Annotated in this window: 17 protein-coding genes; 10 read left to right on the top strand and 7 right to left on the bottom strand. The window is 60.5% G+C overall.

Annotated elements, in window-relative coordinates:
• The first annotated feature begins 2 nt into the window (after nucleotides 1–2).
• The 3 genes from moaE to OXR61_RS04865 all read left to right on the top strand — a co-directional run bounded on the left by moaE (nucleotide 3) and on the right by OXR61_RS04865 (nucleotide 2,397).
• Nucleotides 3–455: a molybdopterin synthase catalytic subunit MoaE gene (moaE, locus tag OXR61_RS04875; RefSeq protein WP_021508491.1), complete on the top strand. Its 453-nt coding sequence runs from the start codon at nucleotides 3–5 to the stop codon at nucleotides 453–455.
• A gap of 82 nt (nucleotides 456–537) precedes the next feature.
• Complete coding sequence (locus OXR61_RS04870; protein ID WP_021508490.1) at nucleotides 538–1,632, top strand: DUF1615 domain-containing protein; 1,095 nt, start codon at nucleotides 538–540, stop codon at nucleotides 1,630–1,632.
• 57 nt (nucleotides 1,633–1,689) lie between these two features.
• The gene (locus OXR61_RS04865; RefSeq protein WP_021508489.1) at nucleotides 1,690–2,397 is read left to right on the top strand and encodes a Bax inhibitor-1/YccA family protein; all 708 of its coding nucleotides are present in this window, start codon (nucleotides 1,690–1,692) and stop codon (nucleotides 2,395–2,397) included.
• A gap of 136 nt (nucleotides 2,398–2,533) precedes the next feature.
• On the opposite strand, the gene OXR61_RS04860 is transcribed toward OXR61_RS04865, so the two are convergent.
• From OXR61_RS04860 to OXR61_RS04850, 3 genes are read right to left on the bottom strand one after another with little or no spacing between them, the layout of a single operon-like run.
• Complete coding sequence (locus OXR61_RS04860) at nucleotides 2,534–3,499, bottom strand: lysylphosphatidylglycerol synthase domain-containing protein (RefSeq protein ID WP_021508488.1); 966 nt, start codon at nucleotides 3,497–3,499, stop codon at nucleotides 2,534–2,536.
• Nucleotides 3,499–4,743 carry a cardiolipin synthase ClsB gene (gene clsB, locus OXR61_RS04855; RefSeq protein WP_267410993.1) on the bottom strand — a complete coding sequence of 415 codons (1,245 nt, stop codon included), beginning with the start codon at nucleotides 4,741–4,743 and terminating at the stop codon, nucleotides 3,499–3,501. The genes OXR61_RS04860 and clsB overlap by 1 nt, the downstream gene beginning before the upstream one ends.
• On the bottom strand, nucleotides 4,740–5,501 hold the full coding sequence (locus OXR61_RS04850; RefSeq protein WP_021508486.1) for an endonuclease/exonuclease/phosphatase family protein: 762 nt from the start codon (nucleotides 5,499–5,501) through the stop codon (nucleotides 4,740–4,742). Before OXR61_RS04850 ends, clsB begins: the two co-directional genes overlap by 4 nt.
• Nucleotides 5,502–5,677: 176 nt before the next feature.
• Here OXR61_RS04850 and OXR61_RS04845 point away from each other — a divergent pair, with 176 nt between their 5' ends.
• From OXR61_RS04845 to OXR61_RS04830, 4 genes are all read left to right on the top strand, one after another.
• Complete coding sequence (locus OXR61_RS04845; protein ID WP_021508485.1) at nucleotides 5,678–6,070, top strand: YbhQ family protein; 393 nt, start codon at nucleotides 5,678–5,680, stop codon at nucleotides 6,068–6,070.
• A gap of 239 nt (nucleotides 6,071–6,309) precedes the next feature.
• On the top strand, nucleotides 6,310–7,716 hold the full coding sequence (gene rhlE / locus OXR61_RS04840; protein ID WP_021508484.1) for an ATP-dependent RNA helicase RhlE: 1,407 nt from the start codon (nucleotides 6,310–6,312) through the stop codon (nucleotides 7,714–7,716).
• Nucleotides 7,717–7,720: 4 nt separating this feature from the next.
• On the top strand, nucleotides 7,721–8,683 hold the full coding sequence (gene dusC, locus OXR61_RS04835) for a tRNA dihydrouridine(16) synthase DusC (protein ID WP_031279875.1): 963 nt from the start codon (nucleotides 7,721–7,723) through the stop codon (nucleotides 8,681–8,683).
• A gap of 174 nt (nucleotides 8,684–8,857) precedes the next feature.
• Complete coding sequence (locus tag OXR61_RS04830) at nucleotides 8,858–10,057, top strand: MFS transporter (RefSeq protein ID WP_021508482.1); 1,200 nt, start codon at nucleotides 8,858–8,860, stop codon at nucleotides 10,055–10,057.
• Here OXR61_RS04830 and OXR61_RS04825 read toward each other — a convergent pair.
• Nucleotides 10,041–11,648: an inorganic phosphate transporter gene (locus OXR61_RS04825; RefSeq protein ID WP_021508481.1), complete on the bottom strand. Its 1,608-nt coding sequence runs from the start codon at nucleotides 11,646–11,648 to the stop codon at nucleotides 10,041–10,043. The two genes, OXR61_RS04830 and OXR61_RS04825, sit on opposite strands and share 17 nt — an antisense overlap.
• Before the next feature lie 166 nt (nucleotides 11,649–11,814).
• Here OXR61_RS04825 and OXR61_RS04820 point away from each other — a divergent pair, with 166 nt between their 5' ends.
• Nucleotides 11,815–12,840, top strand: a complete 1,026-nt coding sequence (locus OXR61_RS04820) for a transporter (protein WP_021508480.1) — start codon at nucleotides 11,815–11,817, stop codon at nucleotides 12,838–12,840.
• A 98-nt stretch (nucleotides 12,841–12,938) separates the two neighbouring features.
• On the opposite strand, the gene OXR61_RS04815 is transcribed toward OXR61_RS04820, so the two are convergent.
• On the bottom strand, nucleotides 12,939–14,051 hold the full coding sequence (locus tag OXR61_RS04815) for a L,D-transpeptidase family protein (RefSeq protein ID WP_021508479.1): 1,113 nt from the start codon (nucleotides 14,049–14,051) through the stop codon (nucleotides 12,939–12,941).
• Between the two features lie 199 nt (nucleotides 14,052–14,250).
• Nucleotides 14,251–16,065: a glycoside hydrolase family 15 protein gene (locus OXR61_RS04810; protein WP_021508478.1), complete on the bottom strand. Its 1,815-nt coding sequence runs from the start codon at nucleotides 16,063–16,065 to the stop codon at nucleotides 14,251–14,253.
• Nucleotides 16,066–16,183: 118 nt separating this feature from the next.
• Here OXR61_RS04810 and OXR61_RS04805 point away from each other — a divergent pair, with 118 nt between their 5' ends.
• Nucleotides 16,184–16,963: an SDR family oxidoreductase gene (locus OXR61_RS04805; RefSeq protein ID WP_021508477.1), complete on the top strand. Its 780-nt coding sequence runs from the start codon at nucleotides 16,184–16,186 to the stop codon at nucleotides 16,961–16,963.
• Here OXR61_RS04805 and OXR61_RS04800 read toward each other — a convergent pair.
• Complete coding sequence (locus OXR61_RS04800) at nucleotides 16,960–17,535, bottom strand: DedA family protein (RefSeq protein ID WP_021508476.1); 576 nt, start codon at nucleotides 17,533–17,535, stop codon at nucleotides 16,960–16,962. The two genes, OXR61_RS04805 and OXR61_RS04800, sit on opposite strands and share 4 nt — an antisense overlap.
• A gap of 164 nt (nucleotides 17,536–17,699) precedes the next feature.
• Here OXR61_RS04800 and OXR61_RS04795 point away from each other — a divergent pair, with 164 nt between their 5' ends.
• Nucleotides 17,700–18,287, top strand: coding sequence for a Yip1 family protein (locus tag OXR61_RS04795; protein ID WP_021508475.1), 588 nt, complete (start codon nucleotides 17,700–17,702; stop codon nucleotides 18,285–18,287).
• Nucleotides 18,288–18,296: the final 9 nt, after the last annotated feature.

The raw sequence follows: 18,296 nt of genomic DNA, 5'->3' as shown, positions 1-18,296 counted from the left end.
GCATGACAACCCGAATTCGCGTCGGCAGCGCGCCGTTTAACGTTGGCGACGAGTATGCGCTGCTGGCGGCACATGACAGCGACGGCGCGGTCGTCACCTTCACCGGCAAAGTCCGCAACCACAATCTCGGCGACAGCGTGGCCGCGCTGACGCTGGAGCACTATCCGGGTATGACGGAAAAAGCGCTGGCGGAGATTGTGGCGGATGCGCGTCAGCGCTGGGCACTGCAGCAGGTGACGGTGATTCATCGCGTAGGCGAACTGTTCCCTGGTGATGAGATCGTGTTTGTTGGCGTCAGCAGCGCCCATCGCGGCAGCGCCTTTGCCGCCAGTGAATTTATTATGGATTACCTGAAAACCCGCGCGCCGTTCTGGAAGCGCGAAGCCACCGCGCAGGGCGATCGCTGGGTCGATGCCCGCGACAGCGACCACCAGGCCGCTGAACGCTGGAACTAGCGCGCAAAATCCGCCCGCGCTGATAGCCGCCAGACCACGAAAACGGTAAGGTACGGTTTTTGCTGGCTTATCAGGGAGCAGGATGAACACCAACACGATATTACGCGGCGCAGCGCTGCTGGCTGCGCTGGTGCTGGCCGGATGCAGCACCAAAAAGGAGCCGCAGCTACCGGCCCGCCAGCCCGCTGACGTGAAAGCGCAGATTCAGCAATTGCTGCCCGCCCATGTGACGCAAAAATCGGCCTGGGCCGACGACATCTATACCGCGCTGCGCGTGCAGCACATCGACGCCAGCGCCAGCAACATTTGCGCGGTGATCGCCGTGACCGATCAGGAATCTAACTTCAGCGCCGATGCCACCGTGCCGGGTCTGCCAAAAATCGCCTGGGCGGAGATTGACCGCCGCGCCGCCAGCGTGCACGTGCCGGCGTTTCTGGTGCGCACCGCGTTACTGATCAAATCCTCCAACGGCGAGAGCTACGCGGCACGTCTCGATAAGGTGCACAGCGAGAAAGAGCTGAGCGCCATTTTTGATGACTTTATCGATATGGTGCCGATGGGGCAGAAGCTGTTCGGTAATCTCAACCCAATCCACACCGGCGGGCCGATGCAGGTCAGCATTGCCTTTGCCGAAGCGCATGCGCAGGGCTATCCATACCCGATTGACGGTTCAATCCGGCGCGAAGTGTTTAGCCGGCGCGGCGGTATCTACTTCGGCACGCTGCACCTGCTGGGCTATCCGGTAGACTACAGCCAGCCGCTGTATCGCTTTGCTGACTTCAACGCCGGCTGGTACGCCAGCCGCAACGCCGCGTTCCAGGCTGCGGTGGCGCGTGCCAGCGGCATCAAACTGGCGCTGGATGGCGACCTGATCCGCTACGGCAGCGAACAGGCGAGCGCCACCGAACTGGCGGTGCGCACGCTGGCGAAGCAGCTGGACATGAGCACACGTGAGATTCGCCGCGATCTGGAGAAGGGCGACAGCGAAAGCTTCAGCGACAGCACGCTGTGGAAACAGACCTTTATCCTCGCCGATAAGATGGCGGGAAAACGTCTGCCGCGCGAAGTGCTGCCGGGCATTAAGCTGGAGAGCCCGAAAATTACCCGTAATCTCACCACCGCGTGGTTTGCCCAGCGGGTTGACGGGCGATATCAGCAGTGTATGACGCGCCGTTGACGATCGGTGGTGTACACTTCACACTGACGTTATCAGTAACTTTTAAAGAGGTGCATCATGGATCGATATCCACGTAATGGTTCAATCGTGCAGCAGGCGTCGACCGGGCTGCAAACCTATATGGCGCAGGTGTATGGCTGGATGACCTGCGGCTTACTGCTGACGGCGTTTGTGTCGTGGTTTGCTGCGCGCACGCCTGCCGTCATGGAACTGGTGTTTGCCAATCGCATCACCTTCTTCGGCCTGATTATCGCGCAGCTGGCGCTGGTGTTCGTGCTTTCCGGCATGGTGCAGCGCATGAGCGGCGCCGTGGCGACCGGGCTGTTTATGCTCTATTCCGCGCTGACCGGGCTGACAATGGCGAGTATTTTCCTTGTTTATACCTACTCGTCGATCGCCAGTACCTTCTTCGTTACCGCGGGTATGTTTGGTGCCATGAGCTTTTACGGCTACACCACCAAACGCGACCTGAGCCGCTTCGGCAGCCTGCTGTTTATGGCGCTGATCGGCATTCTGCTGGCGTCGCTGGTGAACTTCTGGCTGAAAAGCCCGGCGCTGATGTGGGCGATTACCTATATCGGCGTGGTGGTGTTTGTGGGCCTGACGGCTTATGACACGCAGAAGCTGAAAGCCATCGGTGAGGGCATTGATGTTAACGATAAAGAGAATCTGCGCCGCTTCTCCATCATGGGCGCGCTGACGCTGTATCTCGATTTCATCAACCTGTTCCTGATGCTGCTGCGGATTTTCGGTAACCGTCGCTAAAAGTAACCAGCCATTAAGGCTGTGAAAATAATCGCGCCGCTACGGCCAGGTGAACGGTTTGTACTTATCAGCCCGTTTCACCTTCTCCGTAGCGGCGCAATGTATTACGTGTTCTTCATCTTCCACCTGGCACGCCTTATCGCGCCGCCATCTTGCGCTCATTCTTCTGCCGTAAATGCTTCGCGCGGCTCTCCAGCCACAGATACAGCACCAGTGCCAGCAGCAGCGGCAGAATAAAATAGAGCACGCGATAAGCCAGCAGCGCGGCGATAATCTCACCGTGCGAAGCATGCTGGCCGCTGAGCAGCGCGAGGAACACCGCTTCCAGCACGCCAATGCCCGCCGGAATATGAATAATCACCCCGGCAATACTGCTGATTAACAGCACGCCCAGCACGATGGGATAATCCACTTCACGCGCCAGCAGCAGCCAGATAATGGTGCCCATCACCATCCAGTTGGCGCAGGAAACGGCAAACTGAAACAGCGCCATGCGCAGCGAGGGCAGTTGCAGATGCTGGCCCTTCACCGTCCAGCGGCGCTTCTTCGCGAAAGCACAGGCCCACAGATAAACCGCCACCATCGCCAGCAGGACCGCACCAATCACCCGTAGTGTGCCTTCGCCGATGAACCAGCCGGGCGGAATCGGCACCATGCCGGCGACAAACACTACGCCGCCAAGCAAAATGTAGCCCAGCCAGTTGGTGGCAATACTCAGTGAAAAGATGCGCGTGATGGTGCCGCCGGGCAGGCCGAGGCGCGAATAGAGGCGATAGCGCATCGCCACACCGCCCACCCAGGTGCTCAGCGTCAGGTTAAAGGCGTAACAGATGAATGACACCAGCATCACCTGACGTTTCGCCAGTTTATGTCCGCAGTAGGCGCGGCCAATCAAATCGTACAGACCGTAGGTGAGGTAGCTCACCACCACTAACGCGGCGGCGCTCAGCACCACGTAGCGGTTATAGCCGACGATGACCTTATACACGTCCTCCCAGTTCACCTTGCGTGCGTAAACCACCAGCAGCACGATCACCGCAATGAAGAACAGCCAGGTAAGGATTTTTTTCGCTAACTGCCAGCGCGGGTTCTTTTTGCTCATCAGGGTTTCGCTCCTTCGTTATCGGCTTCAACCCGGTCCTGGGTTTCCATTTCCGGCTGCACCGGCGGATCGACCTGAGACAAATGGGGCGTATGGGCAGGCAGCCAGCCGGCGATGGCCGGGAAATGGCGCAGGAAATGGAACACGATGACGCTTTTGGTCAGCTGCCACCAGGTGCGCGGCGGCAGCTTGTCTTCATCGACGCGCACGCAGTCGGCAGCCAGCAGCTGCTCAAGGTTATCGCGCAGCGTCTGGTTGAAGGCGTGGTCGTGGATGATCAGGTTGGCTTCGAGATTCAGCGACAGGCTGAGCGGGTCGAGGTTGCTGGAACCCACCGTTGACCACTGCTGATCTTGCACCGCCACTTTGCCATGCAGCGGGCGGCGGCAGTATTCGTACACTTCAACGCCAGCATCCACCAGATAGTTGTACAGCAACTCGGCGCCGACTTTAACAATCGGCATGTCCGGTTCACCCTGCACAATCAGCCGCACGCGCACACCGCGCTGAGCCGCACTGCGCATTTCCCGCAGCAGGCGATAGCCGGGGAAGAAGTAGGCGTTGGCGATAATCACATCCTGCTCCGCCTTGCGCAGCATATCGAGATAGTGCTGTTCGATGTCATCGCGGTGCTCATCGTTATCGCGGTAGACAAACAGCACCTGCGCATCCCCGGGCAGGGCGTTCACCGCCAGGCGCTGGGAGCGCGCGCCCCACCAGCGGCGCGTCACCTGTTCGCTGCCGATCGCCTGCTGTACATAGCGCGCGATATCCAGCACCACCGGCCCTTTCACCTCCACGGCGTAATCCTGCTTGGCTTCCGGTCCGTAATCGGTGTTGTGCTCGGCGGAGAAATTGATACCGCCGACAAACGCAATCTCCTCATCAATCACCACAATTTTGCGATGCAGACGGCGGAACACGTTGGTGCGCATGCCCATCACCAGCGGGCGCGGATCGTAATAGATAAAGCGCACGCCTGCTTCGGTCAGGCTGTTGATGTACTGGGTGGAAAGATCCGGCGAGCCGTAGCCATCCACCATCACTTCCACCTTAACACCGCGCTGCGCGGCGGCCAGCAGATCGCGGTGCAGCGCCTTACCGACCTCATCTTCAAACAGGATAAACGTCTCCAGCAGCAGCGTACGCTGGGCGCGCTGGATCGCGCCGGAGACGCGCGGAAAGAATTGATCGCCATTTTCCAGCAGTCGCAGCTGGTTACCTTCGCGCCAGCTGAAATTCATAGAAAGATCTCCACGGCCAGCGGGGCATGATCGGACAGATGTGACCAGGGTTTCACCGGCAACGCCCACGGCTGGCTCACCGACGCATTACGGATATAAATGCGATCAAGACGCAGCAGCGGAAAGCGCGCCGGGAAGGTGCGTGCCGGGCGACCGTTTTTCATGCTAAACACCTCCTGCAGACCGGCTCCGCGCTGTAAAAATCGATTAGCGCGTACCTGCCAGTCATTAAAATCGCCGGCCACCACCAGGGGCGCATCCGGTGGCAGCGACTCAATCAGTTCACACATCATGCGCATCTGCGCCAGACGGTGCTTCTCTTTCAGGCCGAGGTGCACGCACAAGGTGTGAATCGGTTCCGGCCGATCCGGCAGGCTGATCTGGCAGTGCAACATGCCGCGTTTCTCACTGCCGGCGACAGAAATATCGCGGTTTTGGTATTCGGTGATCGGAAAGCGTGACAGTATCGCGTTGCCGTGATGGCCCTCGGGATAGACCGCGTTGCGGCCGTAAGCGAAATCGTGCCACATGGTGTCGGCAAGGTATTCGTAGTGCGAATTTTCCGGCCAGTTTTCAATGTGTGCGGAGTGGATGGCGTGCGTGCCCATCACCTCCTGTAAAAAGACGATATCCGCCGAGGTCGCGCGCACTGCGTCGCGCAGTTCCGGCAGGATAAAGCGACGGTTAAAGCTGGTGAACCCCTTATGGGTATTGATCGTCAGGACTTTAAATGAAGATCCTTGCGTGTTTTGTGGCATACTGCGACGCGCTCCTTTTCATCATCAACAGAACAAAGTGTAGTCTTTGTCACAAATGGGTGGTGCTGGAGACAGAAAATTAGGGTGTTATCCGAAATTTGCTTTACATTGAGGAAATCCGTCTGGCTGCGGTCAGATACACTTGGGCGACCTGTTGGGTCTGCCAGGAGAAGAGAATGAAATGGTCTAATCGTGTTCAGATTGTTACCGGTCAAACCTGCCTGCATATTGCGACCCACCTGCTGGTGATCGCGGCACTGGTGTGGGGCTGGAAACATAAGGCACTGGTCGAAGTGAGCAGTACCCTGGTGGCAGCTTATGCGCTGGTGTTCATCACCATGCTGGCCCTGCAGCGTAGTGCCCGTTTGCGCCGCTTTGGTGACTCTCTGGAAGAAGTGACGACGACATACTACTTCGGCGCGGCGATGCTGACGCTGTTCCTGATTTCACGCTTCATCCATAACAATCTGCTGATTGGTTGTCTGGGCGTGGTAATGCTGGTGGGCCCGGCGCTGGTGTCGCTGCTGGCCAAAGAGCCACCGCAGCGCGTGCAGAAAAAACGCAGCTAAGCGGACGTGCCAGCAAGAAAAGAGGAGCCCACTGCGGCTCCTTTTTTATGCGCCACCGCGCAGCGGCCCATTACCCTCACGTTTTGCTGGTCGCGGTTCTTGCGGAAAGCTGCTACACTGCCGCTCTTACGCATGGTAGTTTGTGCCCTTTTCACACGCAGGCCTTTAGGCTGCGTCATATCCCCCCTGAAAACTACATCGCGCAGCGCGATCAGGGCGGTTCGGAGTAATACACCTGCATGTCTTTTGACTCTCTCGGCTTGAATGCCGATATTTTGCGTGCGGTAGCAGAACAGGGCTACCGTGAACCGACGCCAATCCAGCGTCAGGCGATTCCCGTGGTGCTGGCCGGTCGTGACCTGCTGGCGAGCGCCCAGACCGGCACGGGTAAAACCGCCGGTTTCACGCTGCCTCTGCTGCAGCGTCTGTCAGAAAAACCGGCAGCGGCGCGCGGTCGCCGTCCGGTACGTGCGCTGATCCTCACTCCAACCCGTGAACTGGCGGCGCAGGTTGGCGAAAACGTACGTGAATACAGCCAGTACCTCAATATGCGTTCGCTGGTGGTGTTCGGCGGCGTCAGCATTAATCCGCAGATGATGAAACTGCGCGGCGGCGTCGATGTACTGATCGCCACGCCGGGGCGTTTGCTCGATCTGGCGCACCAGAATGCGGTCGATCTGTCGCAGGTGGAAATCCTGGTGCTGGACGAAGCGGATCGTATGCTCGACATGGGCTTCATCCACGATATTCGCCGCGTGCTGGCAAAACTGCCGGCCAAACGGCAGAACCTGCTGTTCTCTGCCACCTTCTCGGACGAGATCAAAGCGCTGGCGGAAAAACTGCTCACCAACCCGGAACAGGTGGAAGTGGCACGCCGCAACACCGCTTCCGAGCAGGTGTCGCAGCAGGTGCATTTTGTCGATAAGAAGCGCAAACGGGAACTGCTGTCGCTGATGATTGGTCGCGACAACTGGCAGCAGGTGCTGGTGTTCACCCGCACCAAGCACGGTGCTAACCACCTCGCTGAGCAGCTCAATAAAGATGGCATCACTGCCGCCGCGATCCACGGCAACAAGAGTCAGGGCGCGCGTACCCGTGCGCTGGCCGACTTCAAAACCGGCGGCATTCGCGTGCTGGTGGCGACGGATATTGCCGCGCGCGGTCTGGATATCGAAGAGCTGCCGCACGTGGTCAATTACGAGCTGCCGAACGTGGCAGAAGATTACGTGCACCGCATTGGCCGTACCGGTCGTGCCGCGGCCACCGGTGCTGCGCTGTCGCTGGTGTGCGTGGACGAGCACAAGCTGCTGCGTGATATCGAGCGCCTGCTGAAGCGGGAAATTCCGCGCATTGCGCTGCCGGGCTTTGAGCCGGATCCGAGCATCAAGGCGGAGCCGATTCAGAATGGCCGTCAGCAGCAGCCGCGTGGACGTGGCCAGGGCCGCGCGCCGGGGCAGGGTGCTGACGCACCGCGCAGCCGCAGCGGCGGCAATGGTCAGCGTGCCAGCGCCGGTAACGGCGGCGCGCGTCCACAGGGCGAGGCGCGTGCACCGCGTCGTCCGGGCAACAACGGCCCGGCGGCTGGCAACGCGGGTAAACCGGCGCGCTCACGTCGTCCGGCAGCCAAGAGCAACGGGAACGCGTAACGGTATGCGGGTTTTACTGGCGCCCATGGAAGGCGTACTGGATTCGCTGGTACGTGAACTGCTCTCCGGCGTGAATGACTATGACCTGTGCGTCACTGAGTTTTTACGCGTGGTCGATCAGCTGCTGCCGGTAAAATCCTTCTACCGTTTGTGTCCGGAACTGCACCACCACAGCCGGACGCCCTCCGGCACGCGCGTGCGCATGCAGCTGCTGGGCCAGTATCCTGAATGGCTGGCAGAAAACGCCGCACGCGCGGTGGAGCTGGGCTCGTGGGGCGTTGACCTCAACTGCGGCTGCCCGTCGAAGCTGGTGAACGGCAGCGGCGGCGGTGCGACGCTGCTGAAAGATCCGGAGCTGATCTATCGCGGTGCCAGAGCGATGCGCGAGGCGGTGCCCGCTCATCTGCCGGTCACGGTGAAAGTGCGGCTCGGCTGGGATTCGGGCGCGCGGCGTTTCGAGATCGCCGATGCGGTGCAGCAGGCCGGTGCCAGCGAGCTGGTGGTGCATGGCCGGACCAAAGAGGACGGCTATCGCGCAGAGAGCATCAACTGGCAGGCGATTGGTGAAATTCGCCAGCGTCTGACCATTCCGGTGATCGCCAACGGCGAAATCTGGAACTGGCAGGATGCGCAGGATTGCCTGCGCATTACCGGCTGCGACGCGGTCATGCTCGGGCGCGGCGCGCTCAATGTGCCTAACCTGGGGCGCGTGGTGAAATACAACGAAGCCCCGATGCCGTGGTCGCAGGTGGTTGAGCTGCTGCTGCGCTACACCCAGCTGGAAAAGCAGGGTGATACCGGCAATTACCACGTTGCGCGCATCAAGCAGTGGCTGGGCTATCTGCGCAAAGCCTACCATGAGGCCGACGGCCTGTTCAGCGAGATCCGCACGCTGCGTGTCTCCGCCGAGATCGCCAGCGCCATCGAACGCCATGCCGCACGCATGGCCCAGGTGTCCTGCATCTGAACCTGAGCGGTGGTACTTGACCCGTCAGGTCCGCCGCGTTAACGGGCAAGCCAGCGATCACCCGGTGAAAGCGTGCGCTGCCGCCATGTTTTATAACAAAAAAAGCCGCGATCCTTAGTCTGCTAACCGGTATAGTGAACCTTCACTTTCACCACGTTTCTGACGCCATCTTCCATGTCTGACGCCGCTGTACTGAGTAATGCTCAGTTAAATAAACGCATCCTCTCCGTCATCGTTTTCACCTTCTTTTGCTACCTGTCCGTCGGGTTGCCGCTGGCGGTGCTGCCGGGGTTTGTGCATAACCAGCTGGGCTTCAGCTCGTTTATCGCCGGGCTGATCATCAGTCTGCAATATTTCGCCACGCTGCTCAGTCGCCCGCACTCTGGCCGGCTGGCCGATCGCTACGGCCCGAAACGCGTGGTGATGATGGGGCTGGTGTGCTGCGGCATGAGCGGCGTGCTGTCGATCATTGCCGCGCTGTGCAGCGGTGCGCCGCTGCTGAGTCTGACGCTGCTGGCGCTGGGGCGGCTGTTTCTCGGCGTCGGGGAAAGTTTCAGCAGTACCGGCTCGACGCTGTGGGGCATGAACATTGTCGGCCCGCGGCAAACCGCGCGAGTCATTTCGTGGAACGGCGTGGCGACTTACTTTGCCATGGCGATTGGTGCGCCGCTGGGCGTGCTGCTGAACCAGATTTTTGGCATCAGCGGCTTTGCCGGTCTGGTCGCGCTGATGGGGGCGATCGGCTTCTGGATGGCCTCCGGCAAGCCGGCGGTCAGCGTCAGCGCCGGCGTGCGCATTCCGTTTCATCGCGTGGTCAGCCGCGTCTGGCTGTTTGGCCTGGCGCTGGGATTTGGCACCATCGGCTTTGGCGTGATCTCCACCTTCATTACCCTCTATTTCGCCAGTCGCGACTGGAGCGGCGCGGCGTTCGCCCTGACGCTGTTCAGCCTCGGCTTCGTGCTGGTGCGGCTGGCGTGCGGGCGCTATATCACGCGCTTCGGCGGGCTGCAGGTCTCGCTGATCTCCTTCGTGCTGGAGGGCGCCGGTCTGCTGCTGATCTGGCAGGCGGACAGCAGCTGGCTGGTGGATATTGGCGCCTTCCTCACCGGCGGCGGTTTCTCGCTGGTGTTCCCGGCGCTGGGCGTGGAAGCGGTGAAGCGGGTACAGCAGCAGGATCAGGGATCGGCGCTCGGTACCTATTCGGCGTTTCTCGATTTGGGGCTGGGGTTGACCGGACCAGTGGCGGGGCTGTTAATCGGCCACTGGGGCATGCAGTCGGTGTATCTGGCGGCAGCACTGATGGTGCTGGGCGCGTTCCTGATTACGCTGCGCCTGCACCAGCAGTCTTCAGAGCCTATCAGGCCAGATGAATAAACAGCGCATACAGCAGCCCTGACAGCAGCACCGATACCGGCAGCGTCAGCACCCACGCCAGCGCCAGGTTGCGCAGGGTGGCGAGCTGCAGGCCGGATCGGTTGGCCGCCATGGTACCGGCCACGCCGGACGACAGCACATGGGTGGTCGACACCGGTAAACCAAAGGCATCGGCTGCGCCAATGGTGGCCATCGCCACCAGCTCCGCACTGGCACCCTGCGCATAGGTGAGATGGGTTTTGCCGATGCGCTCACCCACCGTAACCACAATCCGGCGCCAGCCGACCATGGTGCCGAGACCCAGCGCAATCGCCACCACCACTTTGACCCACATCGGGATAAAGCGCGTAGCCGCGTCCAGCTCGTGCTTCACCGCCGTCAGGTTGCGCGCCGTCTCTTCCGGCAGCGCGACGTTGGCCGATTGCAGATGCTTGATGGTCTCCGAGGCGAGATACATATCGTTGCGCGTGTTGGTGACCACCTGCACCGGGATATTTTCTACCGAACCGTACTGGCGAATCTGTTCGCCGATATCGCCGAGCATCATGCCGAGCGCCGGCAGCACCTGCGGCCGGTTCTGGCTGGTGCGTACATATTCCGTCAGCACCTCACGCGCTGCCGGCATTGCGGCGGGCGGTGGCTGCAGCGTCAGCAGTTGCTGTTCGGTCACCTGGGTTAACGCCGCCACGCGCGGAATTTGTTCCGGCGGTAGCGAGCGGTTGAGCGCATAGGCGATCGGCATAGTGCCGACCAGGATCAGCATAATCAGCCCCATGCCTTTCTGACCGTCGTTCGAGCCGTGGGCAAACGAAACGCCGGTACAGGTGAGGATCAGCAGGCCACGAATCCACGCTGGCGGCGGCTGATTACCTTCCGGCGCCTGATACAGCTGACGATTGCGCACCAATGCCTTCATGGCCAGCAGCAGCACGGCGGCGCAGATGAAGCCAATCACCGGCGACAGCAGCAGGGCGTAACCGACTTTAACCGCCTGCTCCCAGTCGACGCCGCTGGTGCCGCTGCGGCCGTGCAGCAGCGCATTCGCCACGCCCACGCCAATAATCGAGCCGATCAGCGTGTGCGAAGAGGAAGAGGGCAGGCCGAAATACCAGGTGCCGAGGTTCCAGACAATCGCCGAGCACAGCAGCGCATACACCATGGCGAAACCGTGACCGCTGCCCGCCTGCAGAATCAGCTCCACCGGCAGCAGCGAAATAATGCCAAACGCCACCACGCCGCTGGAGAGCAGTACGCCAAGGAAATTACACAAGCCGGACCACATCACCGCCACGCCCGGCGACAGCGAGTGGGTGTAGATCACCGTGGCGACGGCATTGGCGGTATCGTGAAAGCCGTTAACAAACTCGAAGCCGAGCGCAATCAGCAGCGCCACGCCAAGCAGCAGAAACGGCGTATAGCTGGTGACGACCGCGCCGGTCTCTTCCACGTCGTTGAACAGATTGATACCGGTGAACACCAGCCCGGCCACCAGCAGCAGCAGAAACAGCAAGCGCGAGGCGCGACCGCTGCGCGGGTGCAGATTAGGGCGTCCGCTGGCGGACGATGATGCAGGTAAACTGTTTTCAGCCATAGCACACCCCCCGGGGTGAATTAACGATGCACGAATGGCACCCGTTAACTGCAGTGTGATACGGGTTTTGTATGACAGAATGATGATGCCAGCGCGGGCTGTCATCATGCTGTAACAGACCTGTCGCAGGCTGTGGATCTGACCGCTCTGGGATCTTCACGCCGCTATGCTCCAGCCTGTCCTGCCGCTTGCCTCGCTGCCCGACTTCAACAACGAAGTCGCCGGACTGATTCACGGTTACCTGTTCAACCCGGATGCGCCGCCACAGCGCCTCAACGCGCGCGAGGCCGCGCAGCTGGCGCGGCACACCTTACCCGACGGCTGCTTTCTCTGGCTGCACATTAACCTGAATCATGCCCGCGCCGAGCGCTGGGTTCAGGACCACTTCAGCGTAGATGACGATTTTTTCGATGAGATTCATTCGGCCTCGCCGCGCACCCGACTGGCGCAGCAAAACGATGCGCTGCTGGCGGTGCTGAATGACGTCACCTTCAGTAAAGAGGAGCGCAGCACGCAAAATGCGACGCTGTGGATCTGGTGCCGGCCGCAGGTGATGGTCAGCGCGCGCTATCGCCCGGTTGGCATGATTGAACGTATGCATCAGCAGATTGATCGGCTGTGCTTCAGCGCGCCGGATGCGATGCTGCTGTGGCTGCTCGGCGAACAGGAAGCGCAGCTGGAGCAGGTGGTGCGGCGCTCCAGCCAGGCGGTGGATGCGATAGAAGAGCGGCTGCTGAGCGCGGCGATCAAAGCCAACCGCAGCGAGCTGGGCCATCTGCGCCGCATGCTGCTGCGCGTCCAGCGGCTGCTGGCGCCGGAGCCGGCCGCGCTGTTTCGCCTGCTTAACCGGCCGCCAAACTGGCTCAACCGGGAACCGCTCAGTGAGCTGCGCATTTTCACCGAGGAGTTCAGCGTAGCGCTTAACGATCTTGCCAGCCTGATGGAGCGCATTCGCCTGCTGCAGGAGGAGATCGCTGCCCGCCTGATGGAGCAGAGCAACCGAACGCTGTTTTTGCTCACCTCAATCACCGTGCTGGCGCTGCCCATCAATATCGTAGCCGGTTTTTTTGGCATGAACGTGGGCGGCATTCCGCTGGCGAACAATCCGCACGGCTTTCTGCTGTTAGTGCTGGTGGTGCTGGTATTTACTCTGGTGGCGGGCTGGCTGGCGTTACGCCGACCACACGATTGAGCGCGCAACTGCACCGCGACACAATCGCACAATGATCCCGGCGATCGGGCAATAAAAAAGCCAGCCCTGCGGCTGGCTTGATCATCGACAGCAAACCCTTACAGGCTGTTGCCGTTGCTGGCAGGCTGTGCCGGCGCGGCCTGCTCAACCGGAGCGGCTTCAGCGGGCTGCTGCGCATCGGCCTGTGGCGCGACGGCGGTGGCACCCTGCGGCGTCATCGGCTCTTCTTTCGGCATCGCGTCAGAAGACTCCTGCACCATCACCGGCGCAGGCTGGGCTTCGCCCGGCTGACCGTTGATTTTGGTCGGCATACCGGTACGTGCCTGGATGGCGTTGTTCACGGCATCCTGATTGGTGCTGGCATCGGCCACCACTTTGGTCACGGCGGACGTCAGGCTGATTGGCACCAGTTCACGTGAGTTAAACTGCTCTTCGGTGGTCGACAGCGGGTTGTGAACCTCGATGTAGCGCGAACCGTCTGGCTCAACGGTGGCTTTTACCGGCTGGTCAATGAACTGCACGCGCGTACCCACTGGCACGTTGTCGAACAGCCATTTGATGTCGTCCGCACGCAGACGCACGCAGCCGTGGCTCACGCGCAGGCCGATACCAAAGTTGGCGTTGGTGCCGTGAATCGCATACAGACGGCCAATGTACAGCGCGTACAGGCCCATCGGGTTATCCGGACCTGCCGGGAACACAGCCGGGATGCTCTCGCCGCGCGCCGCGTACTCTGCGTGCATCGCTTTGGTTGGCGTCCAGGTTGGACCATTCTTCTTGCGCTCAACCGCGGTGGTCCAGTTAACCGGCGTATCTTTACCCAGCTCGCCGATACCGATCGGCAGCACCACGACAGTTTTGGTGCCTTTCGGGTAGTAATAGAGACGCATCTCGGCGCTGTTGATCACGATGCCTTCACGCGGTGCGTCAGGCAGAATCAGCTGCTGCGGGATCACCATTTTAGTGCCTGCTTTCGGCAGGTAAACGTCCACGCCCGGATTGGCTTCCAGCATGTTGCTGAGGCCCATCTGGTACTGCGCCGCAAACGCTTCCAGCGGCAGTTTGCTGTCGTCTGGCACGGTGATTTCAATATTTTCGCCAATCAGGCGGCTATTCGCTGGAGGCAGCGGATAGACGACTGCAAAGGCCGACTGGCTGAACGCCGCCAGTACGAGGGCGAGTGAAGCGAACACGCGAATGCTTTTTTTCATGTTTTTACAAGTCGTTATGGCCATTTTCATGGCTTGTCAGTGTGTCGAACCCATCAGGGTCAGAATAACCCGCTGCGCATTATATGTGCATAGGCGCAATGATGGGAATCAGGATTTTCGCTGGTTGAAGATACTTTACGCAAAACGCGGCGTTTCACAGACTATTCTCTTTGCCACGCCGCCCAAAATGTGAATTTTCTTACGGTTGCCACAGCGTCACTTCGCCGCTCAGTTTACGGTTGAGGAAAAACGCGGCGCTGATCAACGCCAGATGGGTCAGCGCCTGCGGCATGTTGCCCAGCGCGTTGCCGTGGGAGGTAAACTCCTCGGCGTACAATCCCAGCGGATTGGCGTAGCTCAGCAGCTTTTCAAACTCGAAATGCGCCTCGTGCACCCGCCCGGCGCGCGCCAGACACTCCACATACCAGAACGAACAGGCGGCAAACGCACCCTCGCCACCGGTCAGCGCATCGGCGGGCGTCTCACTGATGTTATAACGCCGCACTAAACCGTCGCTCACCAGATGGGTTTTAATCGCATCCAGCGTGGCGATCCACTCCGGATCGGTCGAGCTGACAAAGCGCACCAGCGGCATCAGCAGCATCGACGCATCCAGGTATTTACCGCCGCGCGTGGCGGTGAAGTGGCCGAGTTCATCGTTCCAGAAGTTCTGCCAGATGTCGTCGCGGATCTCGCTGCGCACCCGGTCCCAGCGATCGTATGGCATCGGCAGCGAACGCTTCATGCCCAGCCGCAGTGCGCGGTCCAGCGCCACCCAGCACATCAGGCGCGAATGCAGAAAGTGCTCCGGCTCGCCGCGCATCTCCCAGATACCGGCGTCCGGCTGGTTCCAGTTAACGCAGACGTAGTCAATCATGCTGGACACATGGCGCCAGCCGCGCTGCGAGATGGCTTCGCCGTATTTGTTGGCAAGGTATACCGCATCCATCAGCTCGCCATAAATATCCAGCTGCGTCTGGCGCCAGGCATCATTGCCGATGCGCACCGGGCGCGAGTTGGCGTAACCGGAGAGGTTGAGCAGTTCGGTCTCGTGCAGCTCGGTGCCGCTGTCGAGACGGTACATCACCTGCAAATGCGGCGTATCGTCGTGGCTGTGCTCAACGCAGCGGCCGACCCAATGGGTGAAGTCACGCGCTTCTTCCACATAGCCGAGCCGCATCAGCGCGTACATGCTGAACGAGGCATCGCGGATCCACGAGGCGCGGTAATCCCAGTTACGCTCGCCGCCCAGCTCTTCCGGCAGGCCAAAAGTGGCGGCTGCCGCAATTGAGCCGTGCTGGTGCGAGGTGAGTAGCTTGAGCGCCAGCGCCGAGCGCGTCACCATCTCGCGCCAGCGGCCGCGATAAGAGCTGTGGCTGCTCCAGCGTCGCCAGTAATCCACGGTATCGCGAAAGCAGCGCTCGGTCGCGATATGCTGCACCTGCGGATCGTCATCGTTGCCAAACACAAATTCGGCGTGCTCACCGGCCTGCAGGGTAAACTGCGCCACCGCGCTGTCCGGTTCGCGCGTCATCACCACCGTGGCGCTCAGGCGCAGCGACGGCTGGCCTTCGGCGACAAAGGCGATACCGCCTGGTCGCGTCTCCGTGCGCGTTTCGGCACGGGCATAGTCGTGGCGCGGCGCGCAGCGCAGATCAAAGGTGGCGGTGCCGCGGATCATTTTTACCCGCCGCACCAGGCGCGGCACTTTGCTGCGCTCGTCGCAGATCGGCATGTAATCGGTAATTTCCGCCACGCCGGCCTCATCAAGCCAGCGGGTTTGCAGAATGTTGGTATCGGGCAGGTAGAGCTGCTGCTGGCGCGCGTTTTGCCACTGCGGTGCCAGCGAAAACAGGCCGGCTTCGTCGCTGTCGAGCAGGGCGGCAAACACGGAGGGGCTGTCGAGTTCGGGCCAGCAAAGATAATCAATGGTGCCGTCGTTCGCGATCAGGGCACAGGTGCGTAAATCACCGATGACGCCGTGGTCGTCAATTCTGCGTTTAATCTTGCTCATCCTGCCTCCTGAACGCTATCCGATTGTTAACTATAGACGAAACGGCAGAATCGGCTGCGACGTGGCACAGAACGATAACTTCTATACTGTGAAGACACCCATCAGGCAGGAGAACGTTATGACACTGGGCAAACAGAAAGTCGCCGTAGTGACCGCTTCAGATTCGGGGATTGGACGCAGCTGCGCCGTGATGCTGGCCGAGGCCGGTTACACCGTCGGCATCACCTGGCGCTCGGATGAAGAGGGCGCGCAGGAGACCGCGCGGCTGGTGGAGAGTAAAGGCCAGCTGGCCCAGGTGCGGCAGCTCGATCTGTCCGATCCGCAGGCTGGCGGGCAGCAGCTGGCGCAGCTGATCAATTCGCTGGGCCGCATCGATGTGCTGGTGAACAATGCCGGCGTGATGACCAAAGCCGATTTTCTTGATGTGACCTTTGAGGACTGGCGCAAAGTCTTTACCGTTGACGTAGACGGCGCCTTTGTCTGCGGGCAGATTGCCGCGCGGCATATGGTGGATCAGGGCGACGGCGGGCGCATCATCAACATCACCTCGGTGCATGAGCATACGCCGCTGCCGGATGCCGCTGCCTATACCGCAGCCAAACATGCGCTTGGCGGGCTGACCAAATCAATGGCGCTGAGCCTGTTGCCGCACCACATTCTGGTGAATGCCGTGGCGCCGGGCGCCATCGCCACGCCGATGAATGACATGAACAACAGCGAGGCGCACAGCCGGCGCATGCCGGAAATCCCGATTGGCCGCCCTGGCGATACGCGCGAAATCGCCAGTCTGGTGGCGTGGCTGTGCTCGGAATGGGCCACTTACACCACCGGACAGTCATTCGTGGTCGACGGCGGCTTCATGCTGGCCAACCCGCAGTTCAAGGGTTACCACAGTTAACCGGCGCGGCGGCGGTTCCAGCGGCGAATTACAAAGCGCAGCACGATGCCGAACACTATTGCCGCCGCCAGCCAGATGAAGTGCTTGAGGTGCTGATCAAGCTTGTGCAGCCACGGCGTAATAATTTCACCGGCGAAGTAGCCGAGGGTGACAAAAATCAGCGCCCACAGCGCGGCACCAATGACGTTAAGCACGAAAAAGCGCAGCGGCTTAAGGCGGCTGGTGCCAATAATTATCGGTCCAATCAGGCGAAAGCCGTACATGAAGCGCACGCCAATCACAAACAGGCTGGGGTGCTTCTGAATCAGCCGGTTAGCTTTTTTAATGGTGTCCTGATGTTTGCGGAAGCGCCGCAGAATGCGCGTACCATAGCGGCGGCCAAGCCAGAACAGTAGCTGGTCGCCAATAATGCCGCCGCCCATCGCCGCCAGCACCACGCCGCTGAAGTGCAGCAGGCCCTCGTGCGCCGCGACGCCGCCCAGCAGGGTAAAGGTTTCCCCTTCGGCAATGCAGCCAATCAGCAGCGCCAGGTAACCGTACTGGGTGATTAATCCATTGATATCGATGTGCAATTGCTCCTCCCTGGGTAAGCGATACAGCTAACAGTCTAGCTGGCTGCGGCTTTTTTTGTGCCGCTGGCCGCAAAAACAGCCGCGCCGATTATACTTGAACTGAAGCTGCCTGCATTGGACAGCCTGATCGCTGGGGCAGCCCGTCGCATCAGAGGAGTGATTGTATGAATCATGTCTGGGGTCTTCTGGCGCATCCCAATCAGGAGATGCGTGATATCAAGCAGGAAAACGAGAGCGTTTCGCACCACTACACCCATCACGTTCTGCTGATGGCGGCGATCCCGGTGATCTGCGCCTTTATCGGCACCACGCAATTGGGCTGGAATCTGGGCGAAGGGCAGTTCGTGCAACTCAACATGCTGACCGGTATTGGTCTCGGCATTCTGTTTTACCTGATCATCTTAGGCGGTGTGGCGGTGATGGGCCGCGTCATTCACTGGATGGCGCGCGACTATCCGCAGCGTCCCAGCATACAGCGCTGTACCGTGTTTGCCGGCTATGTGGCAACGCCGCTGTTTATCAGCGGGCTGGTGGCGCTCTATCCGCTGGTGTGGCTGTGCGTGCTGGCCGGTGCGTTAGCGCTGATGTACACCGGCTATCTGCTGTACGTCGGCATCCCGGTATTCCTCAACATTGACCGTGAAGAGAGCCTGCGCTTCTCCGGCTCGACGCTGGCGATTGGCGTGCTGGTGTTCGAGGTGCTGCTGGCGCTGACGGTGATTCTGTGGGGTTACGGGCCACGCTTGTTCTGACCGTGATAA

The organism is Pantoea sp. GM_Pan_4, from assembly GCF_026541005.1.
Classification (GTDB): Bacteria; Pseudomonadota; Gammaproteobacteria; order Enterobacterales; family Enterobacteriaceae; genus Pantoea; species Pantoea dispersa.
The sequence above is the reverse complement of the archived record's forward strand: the minus strand, read 5'-3'. Positions and strand labels throughout refer to the sequence as shown.